Origin of the sequence: Cupriavidus sp. CuC1, from assembly GCF_044627735.1 — a bacterium.
GTDB lineage: Bacteria > Pseudomonadota > Gammaproteobacteria > Burkholderiales > Burkholderiaceae > Cupriavidus > Cupriavidus ulmosensis.
In genome coordinates, this window is the sequence record NZ_JBIUHC010000008.1 from 69,470 (window position 1) to 91,181 (window position 21,712).

The following is a 21,712-nucleotide window of genomic DNA, read 5'->3' on the forward strand; positions in this document are numbered from 1 at the left end:
CGCGTTCCCGCCAGGGCTTCCCATGTCCGCTCTCCAGCTTGTCGTCGAGTCGCTGCCCGTGCTGCTGCAGGGCATGCTGCTCACCATCAAGTTCGCGCTGCTGTCGATGGTCTTCGGACTGGTGATCGGCACCGCGGTGGCGCTCATGGGCATCAGCCACCGGCGCGTGCTGGAGGCCATCGCGCGGGTCTATGTGAGCATCATGCGCGGCACGCCGCTGCTGGTGCAGATCTTCGTGGTGTATTACGGCTTGCCGGGCATCGGCATCGCCATGGAACCCACGCCGGCGGGCGTGTTGACGCTGAGCCTGAACGTGGGCGCCTATCTCTCCGAGAGCATGCGCGGCGCCATCCTCGGCATCCCGCGCGGGCAGTGGCTGGCCGCCTATAGCCTGGGACTGACGCAAGGCCAGACCCTGCGCTATGTGGTGGGCCCGCAGGCGCTGCGGCTGGCGGTGCCGAGCCTGTCGAACAGCCTGATCAGCCTGATCAAGGACACCTCGCTGGTATCGGTGATCACCGTGACCGAGTTGCTGCGCACGGCGCAGGAGGTGATTGCCGCGACCTACCAGCCGCTGCCGCTCTATGTCGCGGTGGCCGCGATCTACTGGATGCTCAGCACGGCGCTGGCGCAGGTGCAGCGGGAGCTGGAGCGGCGCTTGTCGTTGCCGGGGCGGCACTAGGCCGCACCAGGCCCTATCGCAGCGCCAAACGAAGCCGCCGAACAGGCCAAAGCCGCGCGCCATGACGACGGCTGTCTCTCCCTCTCCCCCGGCTTGCTCTCCCACAAATGACAGAGGGGTGCAAACCAACGCATATCGGCACCACGCAGAAAGAAGAAAGCCAGCCGGTGTGGCTGGCTTTCTTGCGTTGCTGCTTCACTGCGCCGCGCTCAACCCTGCGCGATCCGCTGCTCGATATGCGCGAGCGCTTCCTCCACCTGATCCACCAGGATCAGGCAAAGGTCGCCCGGCTGCAGGTGCGACAGCGCGGTGTCGATGGCGAGGAATTCCCCGCGGATCTCCTCCACTGCGCTGGCGCGCGTCGCGCCCTCCAGGCCTGCGCGCAGCAGGGCCAGCACTTCGCCGTCCTCGCGTCCGCGCTGGCACTGGTCCTGGTACAGAATCACTTCGTCGAACACGCCACCGAGGATTTCGGTCTGACGGCGGATATCGACGTCGCGGCGGTCGCCCGCACCGCTGATCACCACCGAGCGGCGCTTGGCCGGCATGCCTTCGATGGCGTTGCACAGCGCCTGGATCGCATCCGGGTTGTGGCCGTAGTCGGCGATCAGCGTCGCGCCCTTGTGGTCGAACACGTTGAAGCGTCCGGGGGCGGTGGCCGCGTCGTTGACAAAGGTCGCCAGGCTGCGGCGGATCACTTCCCAGTCGATGCCGAGCGCCCATGCCGCCGCGGTGGCGGACATGGCGTTCTCGACCTGGAACCCGATCGAGCCGCCGCGCGTCAGCGGAATGCTCGACAGCGCGATGCGCACCTGGTTCTCGCCTTCGGCGGCCACGATATGGCCATCCTCGACGTACACCACGCGCTTGCCCTGCGCGCAGTGCGTGGCCATCACGGGGTTGTTGAGGTCGGCCGCGAAGAAGGTCACGGCGCCGGGGCAGGCGTCGGCCATGCGCACCACCATGGGGTCCGCGGCATTGAGCACGGCCATGCCGTGCGGTGCCACGTTCTGCACGATGACGCTCTTCAGCACGGCCAGGTCTTCCACGGTGCTGATGTAGGACAGCCCGAGGTGGTCGCCTTCGCCCACGTTGGTGACCACGGCCACGTCGCAGCGATCGAAGGCCAGGCCCTCGCGCAGCAGGCCGCCGCGCGCGGTCTCGAACACGGCTGCGTCCACGTCGGGATGCATCAGTACATTGCGGGCGCTGCGCGGGCCGCTGCAGTCGCCGGTATCGATGCGCTCGCCCTTGACGTAGACACCGTCGGTGCCGGTCATGCCGATGCGCAGGCCGCTGCCGGCGAGCAGGTGGGCAATCAGGCGGACCGTGGTGGTCTTGCCGTTGGTGCCGGAGACCGCCACCACGGGGATGCGGCCATCGTCGCCGTCGGCGAACATCGTGGAGATGATGGCCTCGCCCACCGCACGGCCCTTGCCGTAGGAGGGCTGCAGGTGCATGCGCAGGCCCGGCGCGGCATTGACTTCGACGATGCCGCCGGCCTGTTCCTCGAACGGCTTGAGCACGGTCTCGCAGACCGCGTCGACGCCGCAGATGTCCAGGCCGACCATGCGCGCGGCCGCCACGGCGCGGGCGGCCATGTCGGGGTGCACATCGTCGGTGACGTCTGTTGCGCTGCCGCCGGTGGACAGGTTGGCGTTATTGCGCAGCACCACGCGGGTGCCCTTGGGCGGCACCGCATCCGCGGTGAGATGCTGCTTGGCCAGCGTGGCCAGCGCGATATCGTCAAAGCGGATCTTGGTCAGCGAGGTGGCGTGTCCCTCGCCGCGGCGCGGGTCGCGGTTCACTTCCTCGACCAGTTGGCGCACGGTGTGCTTGCCATCGCCGGTGACCTGGGGCGGATCGCGGCGTGCCGCGGCGACCAGGTGGTTGCCCACCACCAGCAGACGGAAATCGTGGCCGGGAATATAGCGCTCGACGATCACGTCGGAGCTGATCTCGGCGGCCACTTCATAGGCGGCGATGACTTCCTCGCGAGTGCGGATGCGTACCGCCACGCCCTTGCCCTGGTTGCCATCGCGCGGCTTGACCACCACCGGCGCATCGATCTCCTGCGCGACGGCCCAGGCTTCGTCGGGGTCCGAGACGGAGCGGCCCATCGGCACCGGCACGCCGGCGGCGTGCAGCAGCTTCTTGGTGAGTTCCTTGTCTTGCGCGATCGATTCCGAGACCGCACTGGTCATGTCGGTCTCGGCGGCCTGGATGCGGCGTTGCTTGCTGCCCCAGCCGAACTGCACCATGCTGCCTTGCGTCAGGCGGCGATACGGAATGCCGCGTGCCACGCCCGCGTAGACGATGGAGCCGGTGCTCGGCCCCAGGCGCACGTCTTCATCGAGCTCGCGCAGGCGATGCAGCGCATCGGCCAGGTCGAACGGCATGTCGTCGCGCGCGGCGCGGCACAGCGTGGCGGCAAGCTCCAGCGCCAGCCGGCCGACTTCTTCCTCGCTGTACTGCACCACCACCTGGTAGGTGCCGGGTTCGACGGTGGGCGCGGTGCGGCTGAAGCTGACCGGGCAGCCGGCCTCCGCCTGCAGGCGCATGGCCGCGCATTCCAGCGCGTGCGCCAGCGACACCACGCCTTCGTTGTCATCGGGCCGCAGCGGGCCTACCTCGGGAAAGCGCGCGCGCAGGCGCTCTTCAAAACCGGGCAGCTGAGCCAGCGTATGGGCCTCGTCGGAGCACGAAACGATGGCTTCGATGGCGGTGTGGCGGCACCACAGGTTAGGGCCGCGCAGGGCCCGGATACGTGAGACTTCCATGAAATCAGTTTCCTTCCGGATCAGGCGCGGCGGCCCGGTTGGCCCATCCACTGGTGCACCAGGTCGACCGTCGGCAGGGTCGTCGCCTCATCGCATTGCAGGACCAGCAGGTCGCCGGCCACTACTTGCGCGAGTGCGGCCTCGATCGCCTGGCGGCGCGAGCCCTCATCGATGATCTTGGTGACGCGGCGGCCTTCGTACAGGCCCTGCTTGAGCAGCGCGCGTGCCTCGGTGTCCGGCAGCGTGCGCTTGACCGAGGTGTCCTCGCACAGGAAGACGCGGTCGAACGCAGCGCCCAGCACCTTGCCTTGCTTGACCATGTCTTCGTCGCGGCGCGGCGCGCCGGCGCCGTACACCACCACGCGGCGCTCGCTCGGGAAGCGTTCCAGCGATGCCACCAGCGCTTCCAGCGCGGGCGCATTGTGGGCGTCATCGATCACCACGATGGCGCCGTTGCGCTCGAACAGCGTGAAGCGTCCAGGCACATCCACCTGGCCCACATCGAACGTCACCACGCCAGCGCGGATCAGGTCGTTGGAGATGCCCAGCGCCCAGCCGGTGGCCACCGCCGCCAGCACGTTCTCGACCTGGAAGGCCACGCGGCCCGCATAGGTGAGGGGGATCGCGGCCACGTCGGTCAGCGGCACCTCGCGGCTGCCGGTGGCGAGCACCACCTTGCCGTCGCGCACGTAGACCGCGCGGCGCCCCGCCGCGCGATGCGCGGCAATGGCGGGCAGGTCGGCCGTCAGGCCGAAGAAGATCACGTCGCCATCGCACAGCTCCGCCATCTCGACCACCAGCGGGTCGCGCGCGTTGAGCACCGCCACACCGCCGTCCAGCACCACGTCGACTTGCGTGCGCAGCACGTTGTACATCTTCTCGACTTCCTCGACGTAATACTGGCCGAGGTGGTCAGGCACATCGATATTGGTCACCACGCCGACCTGGCAACGGTCGTAGGCGAGGCCTTCGGACAGGATGGCGCCGCTGTCGTTCTCGAGCACGGCGGCATCCACCGCGCGGTTCATCAGGATGCGGCGGGCCGCGTCCCAGTTGGCGCGGTCGCCGCCCTGGACCTGGCGGCGGTCGAGGTAAAGGCCGTCGCTGCACGCCAGGCCGGTGTGCTTGCCGGAGAGTTGCAGCAGGCGCGCCACCAGCTTGGCCACCACGGTCTTGCCATTGGTGCCGGTGATGCCGACGACCGGGATGCGGCCGTTGTCGTCGCCTTCGCCAGCCGGGAACAGGTGATCCACCACGGCGCGGCCCACCGGGCGGGCTTCGCCGTTGGAGGGCTTCAGGTGCATCAGCAGGCCAGGGCCGGCATTGACCTCGACGATGGCGCCGCGCTGCTCGGCGAGCGGGCGCGAGATGTCCTGGGCCACCAGGTCGACCCCGGCAATGTCCAGGCCCACCACGCGCGCAGCCAGCGAGGCATGCGCGGCCACGCTCGGGTGCACGCGGTCGGTGACGTCGAAGGCCACGTTGCCATTGCGCTGGATCAGCACATGCTTGCCCTCGGGCGGCACGGAAAGCGCGTCAAAGCCTTGGCGCTTGAGTTCCAGGCGCGCGGCCGAATCCAGCCGCACCTTGTTGAGCGGGTGGTCTTCGGTACTGCCACGGCGCGGGTCGGAATTGATCTGCGACTCGATCAGCTCGTCGATGGTCGACTTGCCGTCGCCGGTGACGCTGGCCGTCTCGCCCATGGCGGCGGCCACCAGGCGGCCGCCCACCACCAGCAGGCGGTGTTCGTTGCCCAGTACGAAGCGCTCGACGATGACGCCGCTGCCTTCGTCGATGGCCACGCCATAGGCGGTCTCGACTTCTTCGCGCGTGGTCAGGTTGGTGAATACGCCGCGGCCGTGGTTGCCGTCATAGGGCTTGACCACCACCGGCAGGCCGATGTCCTCGGCGGCGTCCCAGGCGTCGGCGGCACTTTCCACCAGCCGGCCTTCGGGCACGGGCACGCCGCAGGATTCCAGCAGGCTCTTGGTCAGGTCTTTGTCGCGCGAGATGCTCTCGGCGATGGCGGCGGTGCGGTCGGTCTCGGCGGTCCAGATGCGGCGTTGGCGGCTGCCATAGCCGAGTTGCACCAGGTTGCCCTCGGACAGGCGCAGAGCCGGGATGTCGCGGTCGTCGGCAGCGTCGACGATGCAGGCGGTGCTCGGGCCCAGGCAATGCTCGTCCACCATGCGGCGCAGGTGGTCCACCGTCTCCTGGACGTCGTAGGGACGGTCCTCGATGGCCGCCATCACCAGGTCGCGGGCGGCGAACAGAGCGGCGCGCGTGACGTCCTCGTGCCAGGCCCGCACGATCACCTTGTAGACACCCCGGATCGGGGTCTCGCGTGCCTTGCCGAAGCCGCCGGGCATGCCGGCGAGGTTCTGCAGCTCAAGCGTGACGTGTTCCAGGATGTGGCCAGGCCACGTGCCTTCCTTGAGCCGCTGCAGGAAGCCGCCGCGCTCGCCAATACTGCAGCGATGCTCGACCAGCGAGGGCAACCATGCCGACAGACGCTCGTAGAACCCCGGAATCGTGTTGGAGGGAAAATCCTCCAGTTCCCCGATATCGACCCACGCCTCCAGCACAGGCCGATATGTCCACATATTCGGGCCGCGCAGCGACATGACATCGAAAATCTCAATGTCCTTCTTTTTCATTGATTTAGCTTGAGGCAGTGGGCGAGTGCCCGAGAAATAGAAGCCTAACCTTTCAGTAACGTTACAACGGTCAGCCGGTTGACTTTCTTGATTAAAAAGCGTTTGTGCAGTGCATCATGGGCGCCCGTGTGTTTGGCCTTATGTATACTGCGGGCAAATCGGCGGGCCGCCAGGGCGCGCCCGCACTAAATTGTTTCAAGTTATGTCCATAGCCCAAGGACGCAGCATGCCGTATCAACGATGACCCAACCTTCCTTGCCCGTGATTGACAGCGACGCCCAGAACGAGCCGTGGCGTAACGAACTCGGCACCCGCCTTCAACCTGGCGAAGCCGTCCTTGCCTGGCTCGAAGTCGACCTTGACGCAAAGCTGCATTTTACCCAAGGCTGGGTACTTGTGACGGATCGTCGCTTGCTGGCGCGCATGCCTGGGCAAAAAGACTGGCAGGAATGGGTGATCCAGCCCGGATTATCGCTGCATCACGCCGATCACGCGGGGGTCGGCACGCTGGAGTTGCAGGACAGTGGACGTTTGCTGGCCAGCTGGCGCTACACGCTCGGCCACAACCCGGCCGCGTTGCGCCTGATCGACCAGTTCCATGCGCAGCGCGACCTGTCGGCCTCGGGCCGGGCGGGGCTGCCGGATATCGATGCCGAGGCGGTCTGCCCGACCTGCAAGGCGCCGCTGCCCCCGGACGACGATCAATGTCCGCAATGCAGCCGTGACCTGGAAACCCCGCCCTCGACCTGGGCGCTCTTGCGCCTGTGGCGCTTCGCCAGGCCGTACCGCTTCCAGTTGCTGGCCGGCTTCCTGCTGACGCTGCTGTCCACAGCCGCTACGCTGGTGCCGCCGTACCTGACCATGCCGTTGATGGACAACGTGCTGATTCCTTACCAGAACGGCCTGCCCATCGACTACAACCGGGTCAAGCTGTACCTGGCCGGCCTGCTGGGCGCGGCGCTGGTGGCGTGGAGCCTTGGCTGGGCGCGTACCTATCTGCTGGCGCGGGTGTCCGAGCGGATCGGCGCGGACCTGCGCACCACCACCTATGAGCACCTGCTGCGGCTGTCGCTGGAGTACTTCGGCGGCAAGCGCACGGGCGACCTGATGGCCCGCATCGGCTCGGAAAGCGATCGCATCTGCGTGTTTCTGTCGCTACATCTGCTGGATTTCGCCACCGACGTGCTGATGATCGTGATGACGGCGGCCATCCTGATTTCCATCAATCCGTGGCTGGCGCTGGTTACCCTGGTGCCGCTGCCGTTCATCGCGTGGATGATCCACCTGGTGCGCGACCGGCTGCGCCACGGCTTCGAGAAGATCGACCGGATCTGGTCGGAGATCACCAACGTGCTTGCCGACACCATCCCGGGCATCCGCGTGGTCAAGGCGTTCGCGCAGGAAAAGCGCGAGGTGGAGCGCTTTCGCGAGGCCAACCGGCACAACCTGGCGATCAACGACCGGGTCAATGCGGTGTGGTCGCTGTTCACCCCGACCGTCACGTTGCTGACCGAGATCGGCTTGCTGGTGGTGTGGATCTTCGGCATCTGGCAGGTCTCGCACAACGCGATCACGGTCGGCGTGCTGGTGGCCTTCCTCACCTATATCAGCCGCTTCTACACGCGCCTGGACTCGATGAGCCGGATCGTCTCGGTCACGCAGAAGGCCGCCGCCGGCGCCAAGCGCATCTTCGATATCCTCGATCACGTGTCCAGCGTGCCGGAGCCCACGCGGCCGGTGCACCTGGAGCGCGTCGAGGGCGCCATCGAGCTGCGCGACCTGGGCTTTCGCTACGGCAACCGTGCCGTGATCCGCGGGCTTAACCTGTCGATCGCGCCGGGCGAGATGATTGGCCTGGTGGGACACAGCGGGTCGGGCAAGAGCACGCTGGTCAACCTGATCTGCCGCTTCTACGATGTCTCCGAAGGCGCGATCCGGCTGGATGGCGTCGATATCCGCTCGCTGCCGGTATCGGAGTTCCGCAGCCATATCGGGCTGGTGCTGCAGGAGCCGTTCCTGTTCTTTGGCACGATTGCCGAGAACATCGCCTACGGCAAGCCGGGCGCCACGCGCGAAGAAATCATCTCTGCGGCGCGGGCTGCCCATGCGCATGAATTTATCCTGCGCCTGCCGCACGGCTACGACTCGCTGGTGGGCGAGCGCGGGCAAGCGCTGTCCGGCGGCGAGCGCCAGCGCATCTCCATCGCCCGCGCGCTGCTGATCAACCCGCGCATCCTGATCATGGACGAGGCCACCTCGTCAGTGGATACGACCACGGAGAAGGAAATCCAGAAGGCGCTGGATAACCTGGTGCAGGGCCGCACCACCATCGCCATCGCCCACCGCTTGTCCACGCTGCGCAAGGCGGACCGCCTGGTGGTGATGGACCGTGGGCAGATCGTGGAAGTCGGCAACCACGATGAGTTGCTGGCGCGCGAAGGCGCCTATTACAAGCTTTACCAGGCGCAGGCCCGCAATGTCGACGCCGACGCGGATCTCGCCTCCGCCGATGCGCTCAACGTGCAATAAGGATGGGAGCTCACATGCAGCAAGTCGATTTCAAGCTCTCCCGCAATGCCCTTGGCCGCCTGGTGATGACCACGGCGGATGGCGTTGCGCATGATGGCGTCGTTCCCGTTCGCGCGTTTCCCATCGCCGCGCCCGACGATGGCGTCGGCCTGGTCAGCACCGATGGCCGCGAACTGGCCTGGCTGCCCCGCCTGGATACCTTGCCCGCCCCCGTGCGCGAGATGATCGAGGCCGAGCTGGCCAGCCGTGAGTTCATGCCGGAGATCCACCGCATCCGTTCGGTGTCCACCTACGCCACCCCCAGCACCTGGGAGGTGGAGACGGATCGTGGCCTCACCTCGCTGGTGCTGCGTGGCGAGGAGGACATCCGCCGCCTCGCGGGCTCCACGCTGCTGATCTCCGACAGCCACGGCATCCACTACCTGGTGCGCAACCTGACCAGCCTGGACAAGGGCAGCCGCAAGATCCTCGACCGCTTTCTCTGAGCTGCACCTCAGAGCTTGCCAGTGAAGATCACCCCGACCTGGCGGTCGGGGCGCATCGCAAACAGGTAGAGCTGGCCGGGCGTGGGCAAGCTATGCGTGGTGGTGGGGTCGTAGTAGGCGATGCCGGTCATCGGCGTGTTCGCGTAGCGGCAGGTCGGGCCGCTCAACTGCAGGGTGATGTTGTAGACCTTGCCTTGGCGCCGCGGCGTGGCGGTCCCGGTAAAGCTGCAGCCTGAGCCGCTGCCATCGAGCGTGAAGCTGCCGTTGGCGTCGATGACCAGCCGTACGCCGCCCGCGGTGATCCCGCTGGTGTCGATGACATTCGACGTGCCGTAATAAGTCCCCTTCAAGCCGTCGGTGGTCGCGATGAAGTTGTAGTCGGTGCTGTAGGTGGCGTTGACGACCGAGTTTCTCCCGTTGCGGTAGGTGACCTGCGCCTGGATCGACTTGCCTGGCACATAGGCCGCCATCAGGTTCGCCGCAGTCAGGCTGTAGCCCGCCGCCTCCTGGTTGAAATCCAGCCCGTTGTTGTTCGTGGTCAGCGCGCCACTCCCAGAGCTGTAATTGCCGGTCAGCACCCCGGTCGATACGTCCGGTATGCCCGCCATGGCGTAGAACGCGTAATAGACGTTCTCGTCCAGCACCAGGATGTTGAACCGTTCGTTGGCGGCGGAGGTGCCGCTGTAGAAGCCGGAGCCGAGCGCGATGGTGTCGGGCGCAGCCGGGATCACCGGCGTCGTGGGATCCGTGGATGTCGTCGACGTGGTGGCGGGAGGGGTGCGCACGATTGCCAGTCCGCCACCGTTGTCGCCCGATCCGCCACAGCCTGCGAGGGCCAGCGCAATGCTTGCAGCCCCAATGCGTCTTTTCATTTGTACTTTGCCCGTTCCTGTGCGCATGGGCGCCTCTAGCGCCGCTTTTCGGTTGCCAAAAAAATGTCGACTGTAACAGATGATTACAAATTGCTGATGACCTTGCGCCTCACGGCCAGGCGACACATGCCCGAGTGCGCAAAAAAAGACGCCCGCACAAGAGTGAGCGGGCGCTGGAGGGCAACGGACGCGGGCCTCGAAGGTCCGCGTCGGGAAGACCGCCTCTGCAGCGGCAGCCAGTGGGGATGATGCAGGCGTGAGGGCGCTATGTGAATCAGACAACTCTTAATTTAGCCGATATTGCCCCGTTTTCCTGCAATTTTTCTGGGGGTAGTGAGGGAGGCATGCGCCGCCCTCATTATTTAAGCCGGAAAAAAAAAGAAAACCCCGAGGATGGGAATCCTCGGGGTTTTTGGTAGTCCCGGAAATAACCGGAACTGAATATTGGTGGAGCCGGCGGGAATCGAACCCGCGTCCGCAAGCCCTCCACAGAGAGTTCTACATACTTAGTCCTGTCATTTGATTTAACCGGTGCATCGCGGACGGACACGCTCTACAACGGCGAGTCACTAAATTTTCGTCCCTAGGTCCGTGACATACTCAGGGCTTATCTGGCGTTAATGACCTCGCGTAGTCTTGCGACTCTAGCCCGCCAGCGAGCCAGTGCGAGGACGGCCGCAATTAAGCGGCCAGTGCGTAACGTTCGTCGTTAGCAGTTATTGCATTCCCATTGATTAACGAGGTGACGGGTCCTCGGTATGCCCTCCACTGCTTTGTAACCCACGTCGAAACCAGGTCGGCCCCTGCGTGAACTGTGTGAACAGTGTCAAGAAGGTAGATTGTACTCCGTTGGCGGCTCCAGGTGTCAATGACTGCAGGCCGCCTCCAGCGTCAGGGATGCCCGACAGGTGCCAGCAGCGCGATCAACTCGCTGGGATGGCGCACCAGATAGTCGGCGCCCCATGCCTCGGGCGGCTCGCCATCGCCACAGTAGCCGTAGGCAGCGGTGATCGTGATCATGCCGGCGGCCTTGCCGGCCTGGATGTCGCGCACGTCATCGCCAACATACACGCAGCGCCCGGGCGCCACGCCGCTGACTTCGGCGGCATGCAGCAGCGGCGCGGGGTGGGGCTTGGCATGCGCCGTGGTGTCGCCGCTGACCACGGCCGAGGCGCGCGGCGCCAGCCCGATGGCGGCGACCAGCGGCGCGGTGAAGCGTGTGATCTTGTTGGTGACGATGCCCCAGCGGATGCCGGCGGTTTCCAGCGCGTCCAGCACCTCGGCCATGCCGTCGAACAGGCGCGTATGCACAGCGATGTCGGCCTCGTAGTAATCGAGGAAGGTATCGCGCAGCGCGGGGAACTCAGGATCGGCCGGACTCTTGCCGAAGGCGGCGCCGATCAGGCCGCGCGCGCCGTGCGAGGCGACCGGGCGGAGTTTCTCGTAGTCCACGGGCGGCCGGCCGTGCTCGGTGACGAGCCGGTTGGCCGCCGCGGCCAGGTCAGGGGCGGTGTCGGCGAGGGTGCCGTCGAGATCGAAGAAGACTGCGTCGTAGGTGTGCATGGTCAGGCCGGCCGGCGAAATGCCATCATATAGTTCACATCGGTGTCCCGGCCCAGCGAGTAGACCTGTGTCAGCGGGTTGTAGGTCATGCCGCGCATCTCGACCAGCTCGAGCCCCGTGTTGCGGGCGTAGCGAGCGAGTTCGGATGGCGTGATGAACTTGTCGTAGTCATGCGTGCCGCGCGGCAGCATCTTGAGCACGTATTCGGCGCCGACCACGGCCAGCAGGTAGGCCTTGAGGTTGCGGTTGATGGTGGAGCAGAACACGTATCCGCCAGGGCGCACCAGCGTAGCGCAGGCACGCACGATCGATTGCGGGTCCGGTACGTGCTCGAGCATCTCCATGCAGGTCACCACATCGACGCTGGCGGGCATGCGAGCCGCCAGGGCTTCGGCGGCGATTTCCTCGTAGGTGACGGACACGCCTGATTCCAGGCTATGCAGGTCGGCCACCTTCAGTGCCTTGGTGGACAGGTCGATGCCACGCACCGTGGCGCCGGTGCGCGCCATGCTCTCGGCCAGGATGCCGCCACCGCAGCCGATGTCGACCACGTCCTTGCCCTTGAGGCTGGCGATGCCGTCGATCCAGCCGAGCCGCAGGGGATTGAGCTCGTGCAGCGGCTTGAACTCGCTTTCCGGGTCCCACCAGCGATGGGCCAGCTCGCTGAACTTGTCGATTTCGCGCGCGTCGGCGTTCTTGCCGATCAAGGTGGTTTCAACGGTCGGATGGAGCGGGGAGGATATCTGCGTCATGGAGTTTGGCGCGCCACCAGGGCGGCGGCGTGAAGGCGGAGGATATGCAGCGACTGTATCAAAAAAAAAGCCCAGCTTGCGCTGGGCTTTTTTTCATCGGAAAGGTTCCGATTAACGTGCGCTGCGGGTGCCGACCACTTCGACTTCCACGCGACGATTCGGCTGCTGGCAGGAGATTTGCGCCTTGCGATTGCCCTTGCACGACTTCGGGTCAACCTTCAGCTGACGCTTGCCCTTGCCTTCCGTGTAGACACGGTTGGCTTCCACGCCCTTGCTGACCAGATAGGCCTTGACGGCTTCAGCACGACGGATCGACAGGCGATCGTTGTACTTGTCCGAACCGAAGGAGTCGGTGTGGCCAACTGCGATAATCACTTCCAGGGTGATGCCCGACAGCTTGGAGGTCAGGTCGTCCAGCTTGGCCTTGCCTTCCGGCTTCAGCACAGCCTTGTCGAAATCGAACAGGGTGTCAGCAGCGAAAGTGACCTTTTCGCTGGAAACAACCGGAGGAGCAACCGGTGCCACCGGGGGGGCAACCGGAGCGACCGCCGGAGCCAGGGCGCCGTCGCACAGGGCGTTGGCCGTGGCCGGGGTCCACGAGCTGTCGCGCCAGCAGAGCTCGTTCGTGCCGTTCTTCCACACGTACTCGCTCGTACCGTTGCCCCAGTTATCGTTCACAGCCTTCTTTTCGTAGGGGACGGACTGGGCTTGAGCGGATGCAGCCATTACTGCGGTAGCTGCAACGAGCGCGAGCTTGGCAAATTTTTTCATATTTCTCCTCTCAGGATGAGATCACCGCAGGGTTACTGCGAGCAAATGGACGGAAACAAGTCATACATTCTTCGGAGTATAACATTCTCGATGCGGTGTATGCTCCACTTCGAACAATGTCTGGCTCTTCGCTGGGGAATTGTGCCACAAGGGTCGTTTCCTAAGAAGTAAATATATTCGATTCCACCAATGGGTTTTAGGCCTGTGGTGTTTGTGCAACATGGCTCTTGCGATGCCCGCAAACCCTTGTCGGGCCGTGCTTGCAGGATTTTCGACGCGGCCTTGCGCGCCCTTTCCCGGCCCTGCCGGAGCCCCTGCCAAGGGGGCCGCCGCGGCTGCGGGAGAGGGCAGCCGCGCATGTTAGAATGTCACGTTGCCCACCTGTCAGACGCCGCTTTGGCGAATGGCGATTCACCTGGGTGCCTTCTGTTTAAATTCGCCGGATAACCCACGCCGCAATGGATCAATTCGCCAAAGAAACCCTTCCGGTCTCCCTCGAAGAGGAAATGCGCCGTTCCTATCTCGATTACGCCATGAGCGTGATCGTCGGGCGCGCGCTTCCCGATGTACGGGATGGCTTGAAGCCGGTACACCGGCGTGTGCTCTATGCGATGCATGAGCTTAACAACGACTGGAACCGGCCGTACAAGAAATCGGCCCGTATCGTAGGGGACGTGATTGGTAAGTATCACCCCCACGGCGACACTGCTGTATACGATACGATCGTGCGGATGGCGCAGAATTTCTCGCTGCGCTACATGCTGGTCGATGGCCAGGGTAACTTCGGGTCGGTGGACGGGGATAACGCGGCAGCCATGCGTTATACCGAAATCCGCCTGTCCAAGATTGCCCACGAGATGCTGCTCGATATCGATAAGGAAACTGTCGATTTTGGGCCGAATTATGACGGCTCCGAACATGAGCCGCTGATTCTGCCGGCACGCATCCCGAATCTGCTGATTAATGGTTCGTCGGGTATCGCGGTGGGTATGGCCACCAATATCCCGCCGCATAACCTTAACGAAGTGGTCGATGCCTGCCTGCATCTGCTGCGTAATCCGCAAGCGACGATTGACGAGCTGATCGAGCTGATTCCGGCGCCGGACTTCCCGACCGCCGGCATTATCTATGGCATCCAGGGCGTGCGCGAAGGCTATCGCACCGGCCGCGGCCGCGTCGTCATGCGCGCCAAGACGCACTTCGAGGATATCGACCGTGGCCAACGCCAGGCGATCATCGTCGACGAGCTGCCCTACCAGGTCAACAAGCGCACCCTGCTCGAACGGATCGCCGAGCTGGTGACGGACAAGAAGGTCGAGGGCATCTCCGATATCCGCGACGAGTCCGACAAATCCGGCATGCGCGTGGTGATCGAGCTCAAGCGCAACGAAGTGCCGGAGGTGGTTCTTAACAACCTCTATAAGCACACCCAGCTGCAGGACACCTTCGGCATGAACATGGTGGCGCTGGTCGACGGCCAGCCGCGCCTGCTGAACCTGCGCCAGATGCTGGATTGCTTCCTGTCGCACCGGCGCGAAGTCGTCACCCGCCGTACCGTGTTCGAGCTGCGCAAGGCGCGCGAGCGCGGCCACGTGCTGGAAGGCCTGGCGGTTGCTCTCGCCAACATCGATGAGTTCATCGCCATCATCAAGGCGGCGCCCACGCCCCCCATCGCCAAGCAAGGGCTGATGGCCAAGGCCTGGGATTCCAGCCTGGTGCGCGAGATGCTGGCACGCGCCGAAGGCGACACCGCCGGCGGCCGCGCCTCCTACCGCCCGGACGGCCTGCCGGCCATCTTCGGCATGCAAGCCGACGGGCTGTACCGCCTGTCCGACTCGCAAGCCCAGGAAATCCTGCAGATGCGCCTGCAGCGCCTCACGGGCCTGGAGCAGGATAAGATCGTCCAGGAATACCGCGATGTCATGGCGGTCATCTCCGACCTGCTCGACATCCTGTCGCGCCCGGAACGCATCAGCACCATCATCACCGACGAGCTGACTGCGATCCGCGCCGAGTTCGGCGACCTGCGCCGCTCCCACATCGAGCTCAACGCGACCGAGCTCGATACCGAGGACCTGATCACGCCGCAGGACATGGTGGTGACCCTGTCGCACAGTGGCTATATGAAGAGCCAGCCGATTTCCGAGTACCGCGCGCAAAAGCGTGGCGGCCGCGGCAAGCTGGCGACCACCACCAAGGAAGACGACTGGATCGACACGCTCTTCGTCGCCAACACGCACGACTACATCCTGTGCTTCTCGAACCGCGGCCGGCTGTACTGGCTGAAGGTGTACGAGGTGCCGCAGGGGTCGCGCAACTCGCGCGGCAGGCCAATCGTCAACATGTTCCCGCTGTCCGATGGCGAGAAGATCAACGTCATCCTGCCGGTGCGCCAGTTCGACGCCGAGCATTTCATCTTCATGAGCACCGCGCGCGGCACCGTCAAGAAGACGGCGCTGACCGAGTTCTCGAACCCGCGCAAGGCCGGCATCATCGCGGTCGATCTCGACGAGGGCGACTACCTGATCGGGGCTGCGGTCACCGACGGCCAGCACGACGTGATGCTGTTCTCGGATTCCGGCAAAGCCGTGCGCTTCGACGAAAACGACGTGCGTCCGATGGGCCGCCAGGCCCGCGGCGTGCGCGGCATGAACCTGGAAGAAAGCCAGACCGTGATCGCCATGCTGGTGGCCCCGGCCGAGACCAGCGAGCAAGCCGTTGCGGTGGGCAGCGTGCTGACCGCCACCGAAAATGGTTACGGCAAGCGCACTCCGATCGCCGAGTACACTCGACACGGCCGTGGCACCAAGGGCATGATTGCGATCCAGACGAGCGAGCGCAACGGCCGGGTAGTGGCTGCCGCGCTGGTGTCGCCGGAAGACGAGATCATGCTGATCACGACCGGCGGCGTGCTGATCCGTACACGTGTGTCTGAAATCCGCGAGATGGGGCGCGCCACGCAAGGCGTGACCCTGATCAACGTGGACGAGGGCACCAAGCTGTCCGGCCTGCAGCGAATCGTCGAAAGCGATGCCGACAACGGTGTGGCGGGCGACGAACTCGAAGAAGGGGCGGACGCGGCGGCTCCGGCTGCCGACGGTGAGCAGGCAGGTGCGCAGGACGGCACTGGCGCCGGCACGCCTGATACAGGATCAAATTCGTAAGTTGTTGCAACACTGACCCGATAGACGGAACTCGATTGCCGGCTGCGGGACTAAAACGGACATATTTACAAGGGAGTCACAATGCTCAAAACCTATCGACGTATCGCTGTTCTGGCTGCCTTCGTACCGGCCATGATGCTGGCCAACGCGGCGCATGCCCAGGACGCCGACAAGACCGCTGCCATCAAGGAACTCCTGACCGTGATGCAAGCCGACCAGGCCGTCAAGGGCCAGGCCGAGAACTGGCAGCAAGGCGCCAAGCAGGAAGCGCCCATGGTCCTGGAGCAGGTACTGGTCGAGAACAAGACGCTCAACGACAAGCAAAAGCAGGCTGCTGTCGAGAAGCTCAAGAAGAACGGCGCGGTGCAGCGCATGGTCGATGGCGCCGGCACGGCATTCACCACCGACGGCTTCAAGAGCGATGCCATGAAGGCCCACTTCGACGCCTTCGGCAAGTACTACAGCGCCCAGGAAATCAAGGACCTGACCACGTTCCTGAAGTCGCCGACCGGCCAGAAGTTCATGGCTAACCAGGGCAAGGCGACCCAGGAAATCTGGGGTTCGATGATGCAAAAGTACGGCCCGCAAGTCGGCAAGTCGATGCGCGACGCCGCCGAAAAGGAAATCGCCGCCGCGGCGAAGTAATCCGCTGGGCGGGCGGGGCGCTGTCCTCGCCTCCCCAATCTGGCGCGGGTTTGATGGATAATGGCTGCTTGGGTAATACCGGCAGCCATTTTTCATTTCCATCCCGATCCATGAACGAACCCCAGAATCCAGCACTTGCCGCCATGATGCAGCGCGCCGTGGCCGAGCGTGTCTATAACTTCTCGCCCGGTCCGGCAGCCCTGCCGACCGAAGTGCTGCTGCAGGCAGCCGACGAGATGCTGTCGTGGCACGGATCCGGCGTCTCGGTGATGGAAATGAGCCACCGCAGCCGCGAGTTCGAGAGCATCCAGGCCGAGGCGCTGGCGAACCTGCGCGAGCTGCTGCAGGTGCCGAAGAATTTCCGCATCCTGTTCCTGCAGGGTGGCGCCATCGGCGAGAACGGCATCGTGCCGCTGAACCTGATGCGGCGCGTGAACGCCGATCGCCCCAAGGCGGATTTCGTCGTCACCGGCACCTGGTCGGTCAAGTCCGAGCAGGAAGCGCGCCGCTACGGCGAGGTGAATATCGCTGCCACCAGCACCGCGCAAAAATTCGTCCGCATCCCGGATGTGGCTGACTGGAAGCTGTCGGACGATGCCGACTACGTGCACCTGTGCACCAACGAGACCATCGTTGGCGTGGAGTTCCAGGACGTGCCCGACATTGGCCAGCACCGCGATGGCGGGCCGGTCGTGGTGGCCGACGTCTCCAGCCACATCCTGTCGCGCCCGGTCGACTGGTCGCGCGTGCAGGTAGCCTACGGCGGCGCGCAAAAGAACATCGGGCCGGCCGGCCTGACCATCGTGATCGTGCGCGACGACCTGCTGGGCCATGCGCATCCGCTCTGCCCGTCCGCGTTCAACTGGCGCCTGGTGGCCGAGCACGACTCGATGTACAACACGCCGCCGACCTATTCCATCTATATCGCCGGGCTGGTCTTCAAGTGGCTCAAGGCGCAGGGCGGCGTGGGCGCGATCGAGCAACGCAATATCGCCAAGTCGCATGCACTGTACGAGTTCCTCGACCAGAGCGCGTTCTACCGCAACGAGATCGATCCGGGCAGCCGCTCGCGCATGAACGTGCCGTTCTACCTGGCCGACGAATCCCGCAACGACGCCTTCCTGGCAGGCGCGCGCGCCAATGGCCTCGTGCAGTTGAAGGGCCATAAGTCGGTCGGTGGCATGCGCGCCAGCCTCTACAACGCTATGCCGATCGAGGGCGTTGCCGCCCTGATCGAGTACATGCGCGAATTCGAGCGGACCGCGGCCTGATCCTTCGTTTGCAGCGGCATCGCGTGGCGCTGCCGCTGCAGTGCCGATTCGGTTTTTTTCAGGGCCATTTCCATTGCCACTGCGCAATGACGTGGCGTAGCGGATTCATACAATGACAAATCAAGACAAGCAAGGCGCGCAGGGGGAGGCGCAGCAGGACAATGGCGCGGCCGAGAAAGCGCTGGGCGTCGAGCTGACGCCGCTGCGCGAGCAGATCGACACGCTCGACCGCGAGCTGCTGGCGATGCTGAACCGCCGCGCGCAACTCGCCCTCGACGTAGGCGAGGTCAAGAAAAAGTACGGCGCGCCGGTGTTCCGTCCCGAGCGCGAGCTGCAGGTGATTCGCAAGGTCCAGGGCGCCAACCCCGGTCCGCTGCTCGACGACAGCGTGGCGGCGATCTGGCGTGAAGTGATGTCGGCCTGCCGCGGTCTGGAAAAGCCGCTCGAGGTGGCCTTCCTTGGCCCGGCCGGCACGTTCTCCGAGCAGGCGCTGTATGCGCACTTCGGCCACGAGGTCAGCGGCGTGCCGTGCCCGAGCATCGACGAGGTGTTCCGTGCGGTGGAAGCCGGTACTGTCGAATACGGCGTGGTGCCGGTGGAAAACTCCACCGAGGGCGCGGTCTCGCGCACGCTGGACCTGTTCCTGCAGACCTCGCTGAAGATCAGCGGCGAGATCGCGCTGAAGGTGCACCACAACCTGATGGCATCGTCCCCCGACATGAAGGGCGTGACCGTGGTGCGCGCCCACGCGCAGGCGCTGGCGCAGTGCCAGCACTGGCTCACGGCCAACTACCCGCACCTGGAGCGCCAGGCGGTGTCGAGCAATGCGGAAGCGGCGCGCATGGCCAGCGAGGATCCCACCGTGGCGGCCATCGCCGGCGAGTCGGCGGCCAATCGCTACCACCTGCATCTGGTGCGCACGCATATCCAGGACGATCCGCATAACCGCACGCGCTTCGCGGTGATCGGCCGCTACGAGACCGAACCCTCCGGCAGCGACCAGACCTCGATGATCCTCTCGGTGCCCAACAAGGCCGGCGCGGTCTACCAGTTGCTTGCGCCGCTGGCCGACAACGGCGTGTCGATGTGCCGGTTCGAGTCGCGCCCGGCGCGCAGCGGCGCGTGGGAGTACTACTTCTACGTCGACGTGGAAGGCCACCAGCATGATGCTTCGGTGGCGCGCGCGCTGGAAGAGCTGCGCCGCAACGCGGCTTACTTCAAGGTGCTGGGCTCCTATCCGTCCAGCCGGTAACGAGGCGGCAACCAGGCGGCGGAGCCGCTGACAAAGGTGCGGCTGCCAAGCGGCGGCCGGATCCGCGAACAACGTTTCAGAGAAGGAATGAACATGGCAGAGCAGGGCAAGCAGTTCGGTCCCGAGTATGTGCGGGCGATTTCCCCGTACGTGGCGGGCAAGCCGATTTCCGAAGTCGCGCGCGAGTTTGGCCTGGACGAGTCCACCATCGTCAAGCTGGCCTCGAACGAGAATCCGCTCGGCATGCCCGAATCGGCCCGGACCGCCATCGCTGCCGCCATGGCCGACCTGGGCCGTTACCCGGACGCCAACGGCTTCGCCTTGAAGGGCGCGCTGTCGGCCCGCTTCGACGTGCCGGCCGACTGGCTCACGCTGGGCAACGGCAGCAACGACATCCTGGAGATCGCGGCGCATGCGCTGGTCAAGCCGGGCGAGTCGATCGTCTATGCCGAGCATTCCTTCGCGGTGTATGCGCTGGCCACGCAGGAAGTCGGCGCGCGCGCCATCGAGGTCAAGGCGCGCGACTACGGCCACGATCTCGCCGCCATGGCCGCGGCCATGGCGGCGGACACGCGCCTGGTCTTTATCGCCAACCCCAACAACCCGACCGGCACCTTCCTGCCGGCAGCCGACATCGAGGCCTTCCTGGCCAAGGTGCCGGCCGACGTCGTGGTGGTGCTGGACGAGGCCTACAACGAATACCTGGACGACGCGCAGCAGTACGATTCGATCGCGTGGGTCCGGAAGTATCCCAACCTGCTGGTGTCGCGCACCTTCTCCAAGGCTTACGGCCTGGCCGGCCTGCGCATCGGCTACGCCGTGGCGCAGCCTGCGCTCACCGATCTGCTCAACCGTATCCGCCAACCCTTCAACGTCAACAGCCTGGCGCAGGCTGCGGCGGTGGCGGCGCTGGGCGATGCGGCCTTCCTGCGGCGCAGCGCCGAGCTCAACCGTGCCGGCAAGGCGCAACTGGTGGCGGCGTTCGACCGGCTTGGCCTGCAGTACGTGCCGTCCTCGGGCAATTTCGTGCTGGTGCGTGTGGGCCAGGACGATGGCGCCGGCGCGCGCGTCAACCTGGCGCTGCTCAAGCAGGGCGTGATCGTGCGGCCGGTGGGCAACTACAACTTGCCGCAATGGCTGCGCATCACCATCGGCCTGCCTGAAGAAAACGCTGCCTTTATCGCGGCGCTGGAAAAGGCCCTCAAATAAGCGCTGTCCCGGCCCTGTGCGGGCCGGCACCGTCCCGGATGCCGGAATGGCGGCGCCGACGCCCGGCGGAGAAGTTACAATATCGGATTCCCGAACTTCCTTGCCTGGCAGCGTATCCCCGTGACCGTTCCTGCGTCCGCTCCATTTTTTTCCCGTGTCGTCATTGTCGGCGTCGGCCTGATCGGCGGCTCGCTGGCACTCGCGCTCAAGCGCGCGGGTGCGGTTGGCACGGTGGTCGGCGTTGGCCGCTCGCAAGCTTCGCTCGAGCGAGCGCTCAAGCTGGGCGTGATCGACGAGGCGGCCGCGCTGGAAGACGCCGCCAAGGGCGCCAGCATGATCGTGCTGTGCGCGCCGGTGGCGCAGACCTTTGCGCTGCTCCATGCACTTGAGCCGCATCTGGAGCCCACCACCATCATCACGGACGCCGGCAGCACCAAGTCCGACGTCATCATGGCGGCCAAGACCGCGCTGGGCGACAAGGCGGCTCAGTTCGTGCCGGCCCATCCCATCGCCGGACGTGAGCTGCATGGCGTGGAAGCCGCGCTGGACGATCTCTATGTCGGCAAGAAAGTCGTGCTGTGCCCGCTGCAGGAAAATGCCCGCATCGACGTGGCCGCCGTGCGCGCCATGTGGGAGACCACGGGCGCCCAGTGCAGCGTGATGTCGGCCGTGCAGCACGATGCCGTGTTTGCCGCCGTCAGCCATTTGCCGCACCTGCTGTCCTACGCGCTGGTAGCCCAGGTGGCCAATGCCGAAGACGCGGCGCTCAAGCTCGATTTCGCCGGCGGCGGCTTCCGGGATTTCACCCGGATCGCGGCGTCCTCGCCGGAAATGTGGCGCGATATCTGTGTTGGCAACCGCGAGGCGATGCTGAGTGAGCTCAGCACCTACCAGGCCATGCTGGCGCATCTGAAGACCCTGATCGAAAACAGCAACGGCGAGGGCCTGGAACGTATTTTCCAGCGCGCCAGCCAGGCGCGGCAGCAATGGGGCGCGCAGCGCGCGCCGGCTGTCAACGCCGAGCCCTGATCGTCACGCAATCGCCACGCCAGCCATACGCCACCACTACGCCAACGCCAC

Annotated in this window: 15 protein-coding genes and 1 other RNA gene; 9 read left to right on the top strand and 7 right to left on the bottom strand. The window is 65.2% G+C overall.

Annotation, left to right across the window (positions count from 1 at the left end; genetic code table 11):
- Nucleotides 1–22: 22 nt before the first annotated feature.
- Entirely contained in the window at nucleotides 23–682 is a 660-nt protein-coding gene (locus ACGLHR_RS05370) for an amino acid ABC transporter permease (protein WP_318233414.1), read from the top strand.
- A gap of 209 nt (nucleotides 683–891) precedes the next feature.
- Here the strand turns inward: ACGLHR_RS05370 and cphA (ACGLHR_RS05375) are convergent, their stop codons facing one another.
- Nucleotides 892–3,462, bottom strand: a complete 2,571-nt coding sequence (cphA, locus tag ACGLHR_RS05375) for a cyanophycin synthetase (protein WP_267605839.1) — start codon at nucleotides 3,460–3,462, stop codon at nucleotides 892–894.
- A 20-nt stretch (nucleotides 3,463–3,482) separates the two neighbouring features.
- Nucleotides 3,483–6,119, bottom strand: a complete 2,637-nt coding sequence (cphA, locus tag ACGLHR_RS05380; protein ID WP_400092497.1) for a cyanophycin synthetase — start codon at nucleotides 6,117–6,119, stop codon at nucleotides 3,483–3,485.
- Between the two features lie 240 nt (nucleotides 6,120–6,359).
- Between cphA (ACGLHR_RS05380) and ACGLHR_RS05385 the strand changes: the two genes are divergently transcribed.
- Nucleotides 6,360–8,648: an ABC transporter transmembrane domain-containing protein gene (locus tag ACGLHR_RS05385; RefSeq protein ID WP_400092499.1), complete on the top strand. Its 2,289-nt coding sequence runs from the start codon at nucleotides 6,360–6,362 to the stop codon at nucleotides 8,646–8,648.
- 14 nt (nucleotides 8,649–8,662) lie between these two features.
- The gene (locus ACGLHR_RS05390; RefSeq protein ID WP_318233410.1) at nucleotides 8,663–9,133 is read left to right on the top strand and encodes a DUF1854 domain-containing protein; all 471 of its coding nucleotides are present in this window, start codon (nucleotides 8,663–8,665) and stop codon (nucleotides 9,131–9,133) included.
- Nucleotides 9,134–9,141: 8 nt separating this feature from the next.
- Here the strand turns inward: ACGLHR_RS05390 and ACGLHR_RS05395 are convergent, their stop codons facing one another.
- The 5 genes from ACGLHR_RS05395 to ompA form a co-directional block, all read right to left on the bottom strand.
- Complete coding sequence (locus tag ACGLHR_RS05395; protein ID WP_400092500.1) at nucleotides 9,142–10,005, bottom strand: hypothetical protein; 864 nt, start codon at nucleotides 10,003–10,005, stop codon at nucleotides 9,142–9,144.
- A 445-nt stretch (nucleotides 10,006–10,450) separates the two neighbouring features.
- Nucleotides 10,451–10,809: a transfer-messenger RNA gene (ssrA, locus tag ACGLHR_RS05400) on the bottom strand.
- 87 nt (nucleotides 10,810–10,896) lie between these two features.
- Nucleotides 10,897–11,568 carry a phosphoglycolate phosphatase gene (gph, locus tag ACGLHR_RS05405; protein ID WP_267605857.1) on the bottom strand — a complete coding sequence of 224 codons (672 nt, stop codon included), beginning with the start codon at nucleotides 11,566–11,568 and terminating at the stop codon, nucleotides 10,897–10,899.
- Between the two features lie 2 nt (nucleotides 11,569–11,570).
- Nucleotides 11,571–12,320, bottom strand: a complete 750-nt coding sequence (gene ubiG / locus ACGLHR_RS05410) for a bifunctional 2-polyprenyl-6-hydroxyphenol methylase/3-demethylubiquinol 3-O-methyltransferase UbiG (protein WP_400092502.1) — start codon at nucleotides 12,318–12,320, stop codon at nucleotides 11,571–11,573.
- Between the two features lie 111 nt (nucleotides 12,321–12,431).
- Nucleotides 12,432–13,091 carry an outer membrane protein OmpA gene (ompA, locus tag ACGLHR_RS05415; RefSeq protein ID WP_400092503.1) on the bottom strand — a complete coding sequence of 220 codons (660 nt, stop codon included), beginning with the start codon at nucleotides 13,089–13,091 and terminating at the stop codon, nucleotides 12,432–12,434.
- Nucleotides 13,092–13,549: 458 nt separating this feature from the next.
- On the opposite strand from ompA, the gene gyrA reads away from it, so the two are divergent.
- From gyrA to ACGLHR_RS05445, 6 genes are all read left to right on the top strand, one after another.
- Nucleotides 13,550–16,255, top strand: a complete 2,706-nt coding sequence (gene gyrA, locus ACGLHR_RS05420) for a DNA gyrase subunit A (protein ID WP_400092504.1) — start codon at nucleotides 13,550–13,552, stop codon at nucleotides 16,253–16,255.
- A gap of 81 nt (nucleotides 16,256–16,336) precedes the next feature.
- A complete protein-coding gene (locus tag ACGLHR_RS05425) occupies nucleotides 16,337–16,900 on the top strand; it encodes a DUF2059 domain-containing protein (protein ID WP_400092506.1) in 564 nt (187 codons plus the stop codon).
- A gap of 110 nt (nucleotides 16,901–17,010) precedes the next feature.
- Nucleotides 17,011–18,171, top strand: a complete 1,161-nt coding sequence (serC, locus tag ACGLHR_RS05430) for a 3-phosphoserine/phosphohydroxythreonine transaminase (protein ID WP_400092508.1) — start codon at nucleotides 17,011–17,013, stop codon at nucleotides 18,169–18,171.
- 112 nt (nucleotides 18,172–18,283) lie between these two features.
- On the top strand, nucleotides 18,284–19,423 hold the full coding sequence (pheA, locus tag ACGLHR_RS05435) for a prephenate dehydratase (RefSeq protein WP_043344480.1): 1,140 nt from the start codon (nucleotides 18,284–18,286) through the stop codon (nucleotides 19,421–19,423).
- 93 nt (nucleotides 19,424–19,516) lie between these two features.
- The gene (gene hisC / locus ACGLHR_RS05440; protein WP_400092555.1) at nucleotides 19,517–20,632 is read left to right on the top strand and encodes a histidinol-phosphate transaminase; all 1,116 of its coding nucleotides are present in this window, start codon (nucleotides 19,517–19,519) and stop codon (nucleotides 20,630–20,632) included.
- 120 nt (nucleotides 20,633–20,752) lie between these two features.
- Nucleotides 20,753–21,661, top strand: a complete 909-nt coding sequence (locus tag ACGLHR_RS05445; RefSeq protein ID WP_400092510.1) for a prephenate dehydrogenase — start codon at nucleotides 20,753–20,755, stop codon at nucleotides 21,659–21,661.
- Nucleotides 21,662–21,712 lie beyond the last annotated feature (51 nt).

Coding starts and splice junctions, on each gene's coding strand:
- ACGLHR_RS05370 (WP_318233414.1), top strand. CDS start 23: ATGTCCGCTCTCCAGCTTGTCGTCGAGTCGCTGCCCGTGCTGCTGCAG.
- cphA (WP_267605839.1), bottom strand. CDS start 3,462: ATGGAAGTCTCACGTATCCGGGCCCTGCGCGGCCCTAACCTGTGGTGC.
- cphA (WP_400092497.1), bottom strand. CDS start 6,119: ATGAAAAAGAAGGACATTGAGATTTTCGATGTCATGTCGCTGCGCGGC.
- ACGLHR_RS05385 (WP_400092499.1), top strand. CDS start 6,360: ATGACCCAACCTTCCTTGCCCGTGATTGACAGCGACGCCCAGAACGAG.
- ACGLHR_RS05390 (WP_318233410.1), top strand. CDS start 8,663: ATGCAGCAAGTCGATTTCAAGCTCTCCCGCAATGCCCTTGGCCGCCTG.
- ACGLHR_RS05395 (WP_400092500.1), bottom strand. CDS start 10,005: ATGAAAAGACGCATTGGGGCTGCAAGCATTGCGCTGGCCCTCGCAGGC.
- gph (WP_267605857.1), bottom strand. CDS start 11,568: ATGCACACCTACGACGCAGTCTTCTTCGATCTCGACGGCACCCTCGCC.
- ubiG (WP_400092502.1), bottom strand. CDS start 12,320: ATGACGCAGATATCCTCCCCGCTCCATCCGACCGTTGAAACCACCTTG.
- ompA (WP_400092503.1), bottom strand. CDS start 13,091: ATGAAAAAATTTGCCAAGCTCGCGCTCGTTGCAGCTACCGCAGTAATG.
- gyrA (WP_400092504.1), top strand. CDS start 13,550: ATGGATCAATTCGCCAAAGAAACCCTTCCGGTCTCCCTCGAAGAGGAA.
- ACGLHR_RS05425 (WP_400092506.1), top strand. CDS start 16,337: ATGCTCAAAACCTATCGACGTATCGCTGTTCTGGCTGCCTTCGTACCG.
- serC (WP_400092508.1), top strand. CDS start 17,011: ATGAACGAACCCCAGAATCCAGCACTTGCCGCCATGATGCAGCGCGCC.
- pheA (WP_043344480.1), top strand. CDS start 18,284: ATGACAAATCAAGACAAGCAAGGCGCGCAGGGGGAGGCGCAGCAGGAC.
- hisC (WP_400092555.1), top strand. CDS start 19,517: ATGGCAGAGCAGGGCAAGCAGTTCGGTCCCGAGTATGTGCGGGCGATT.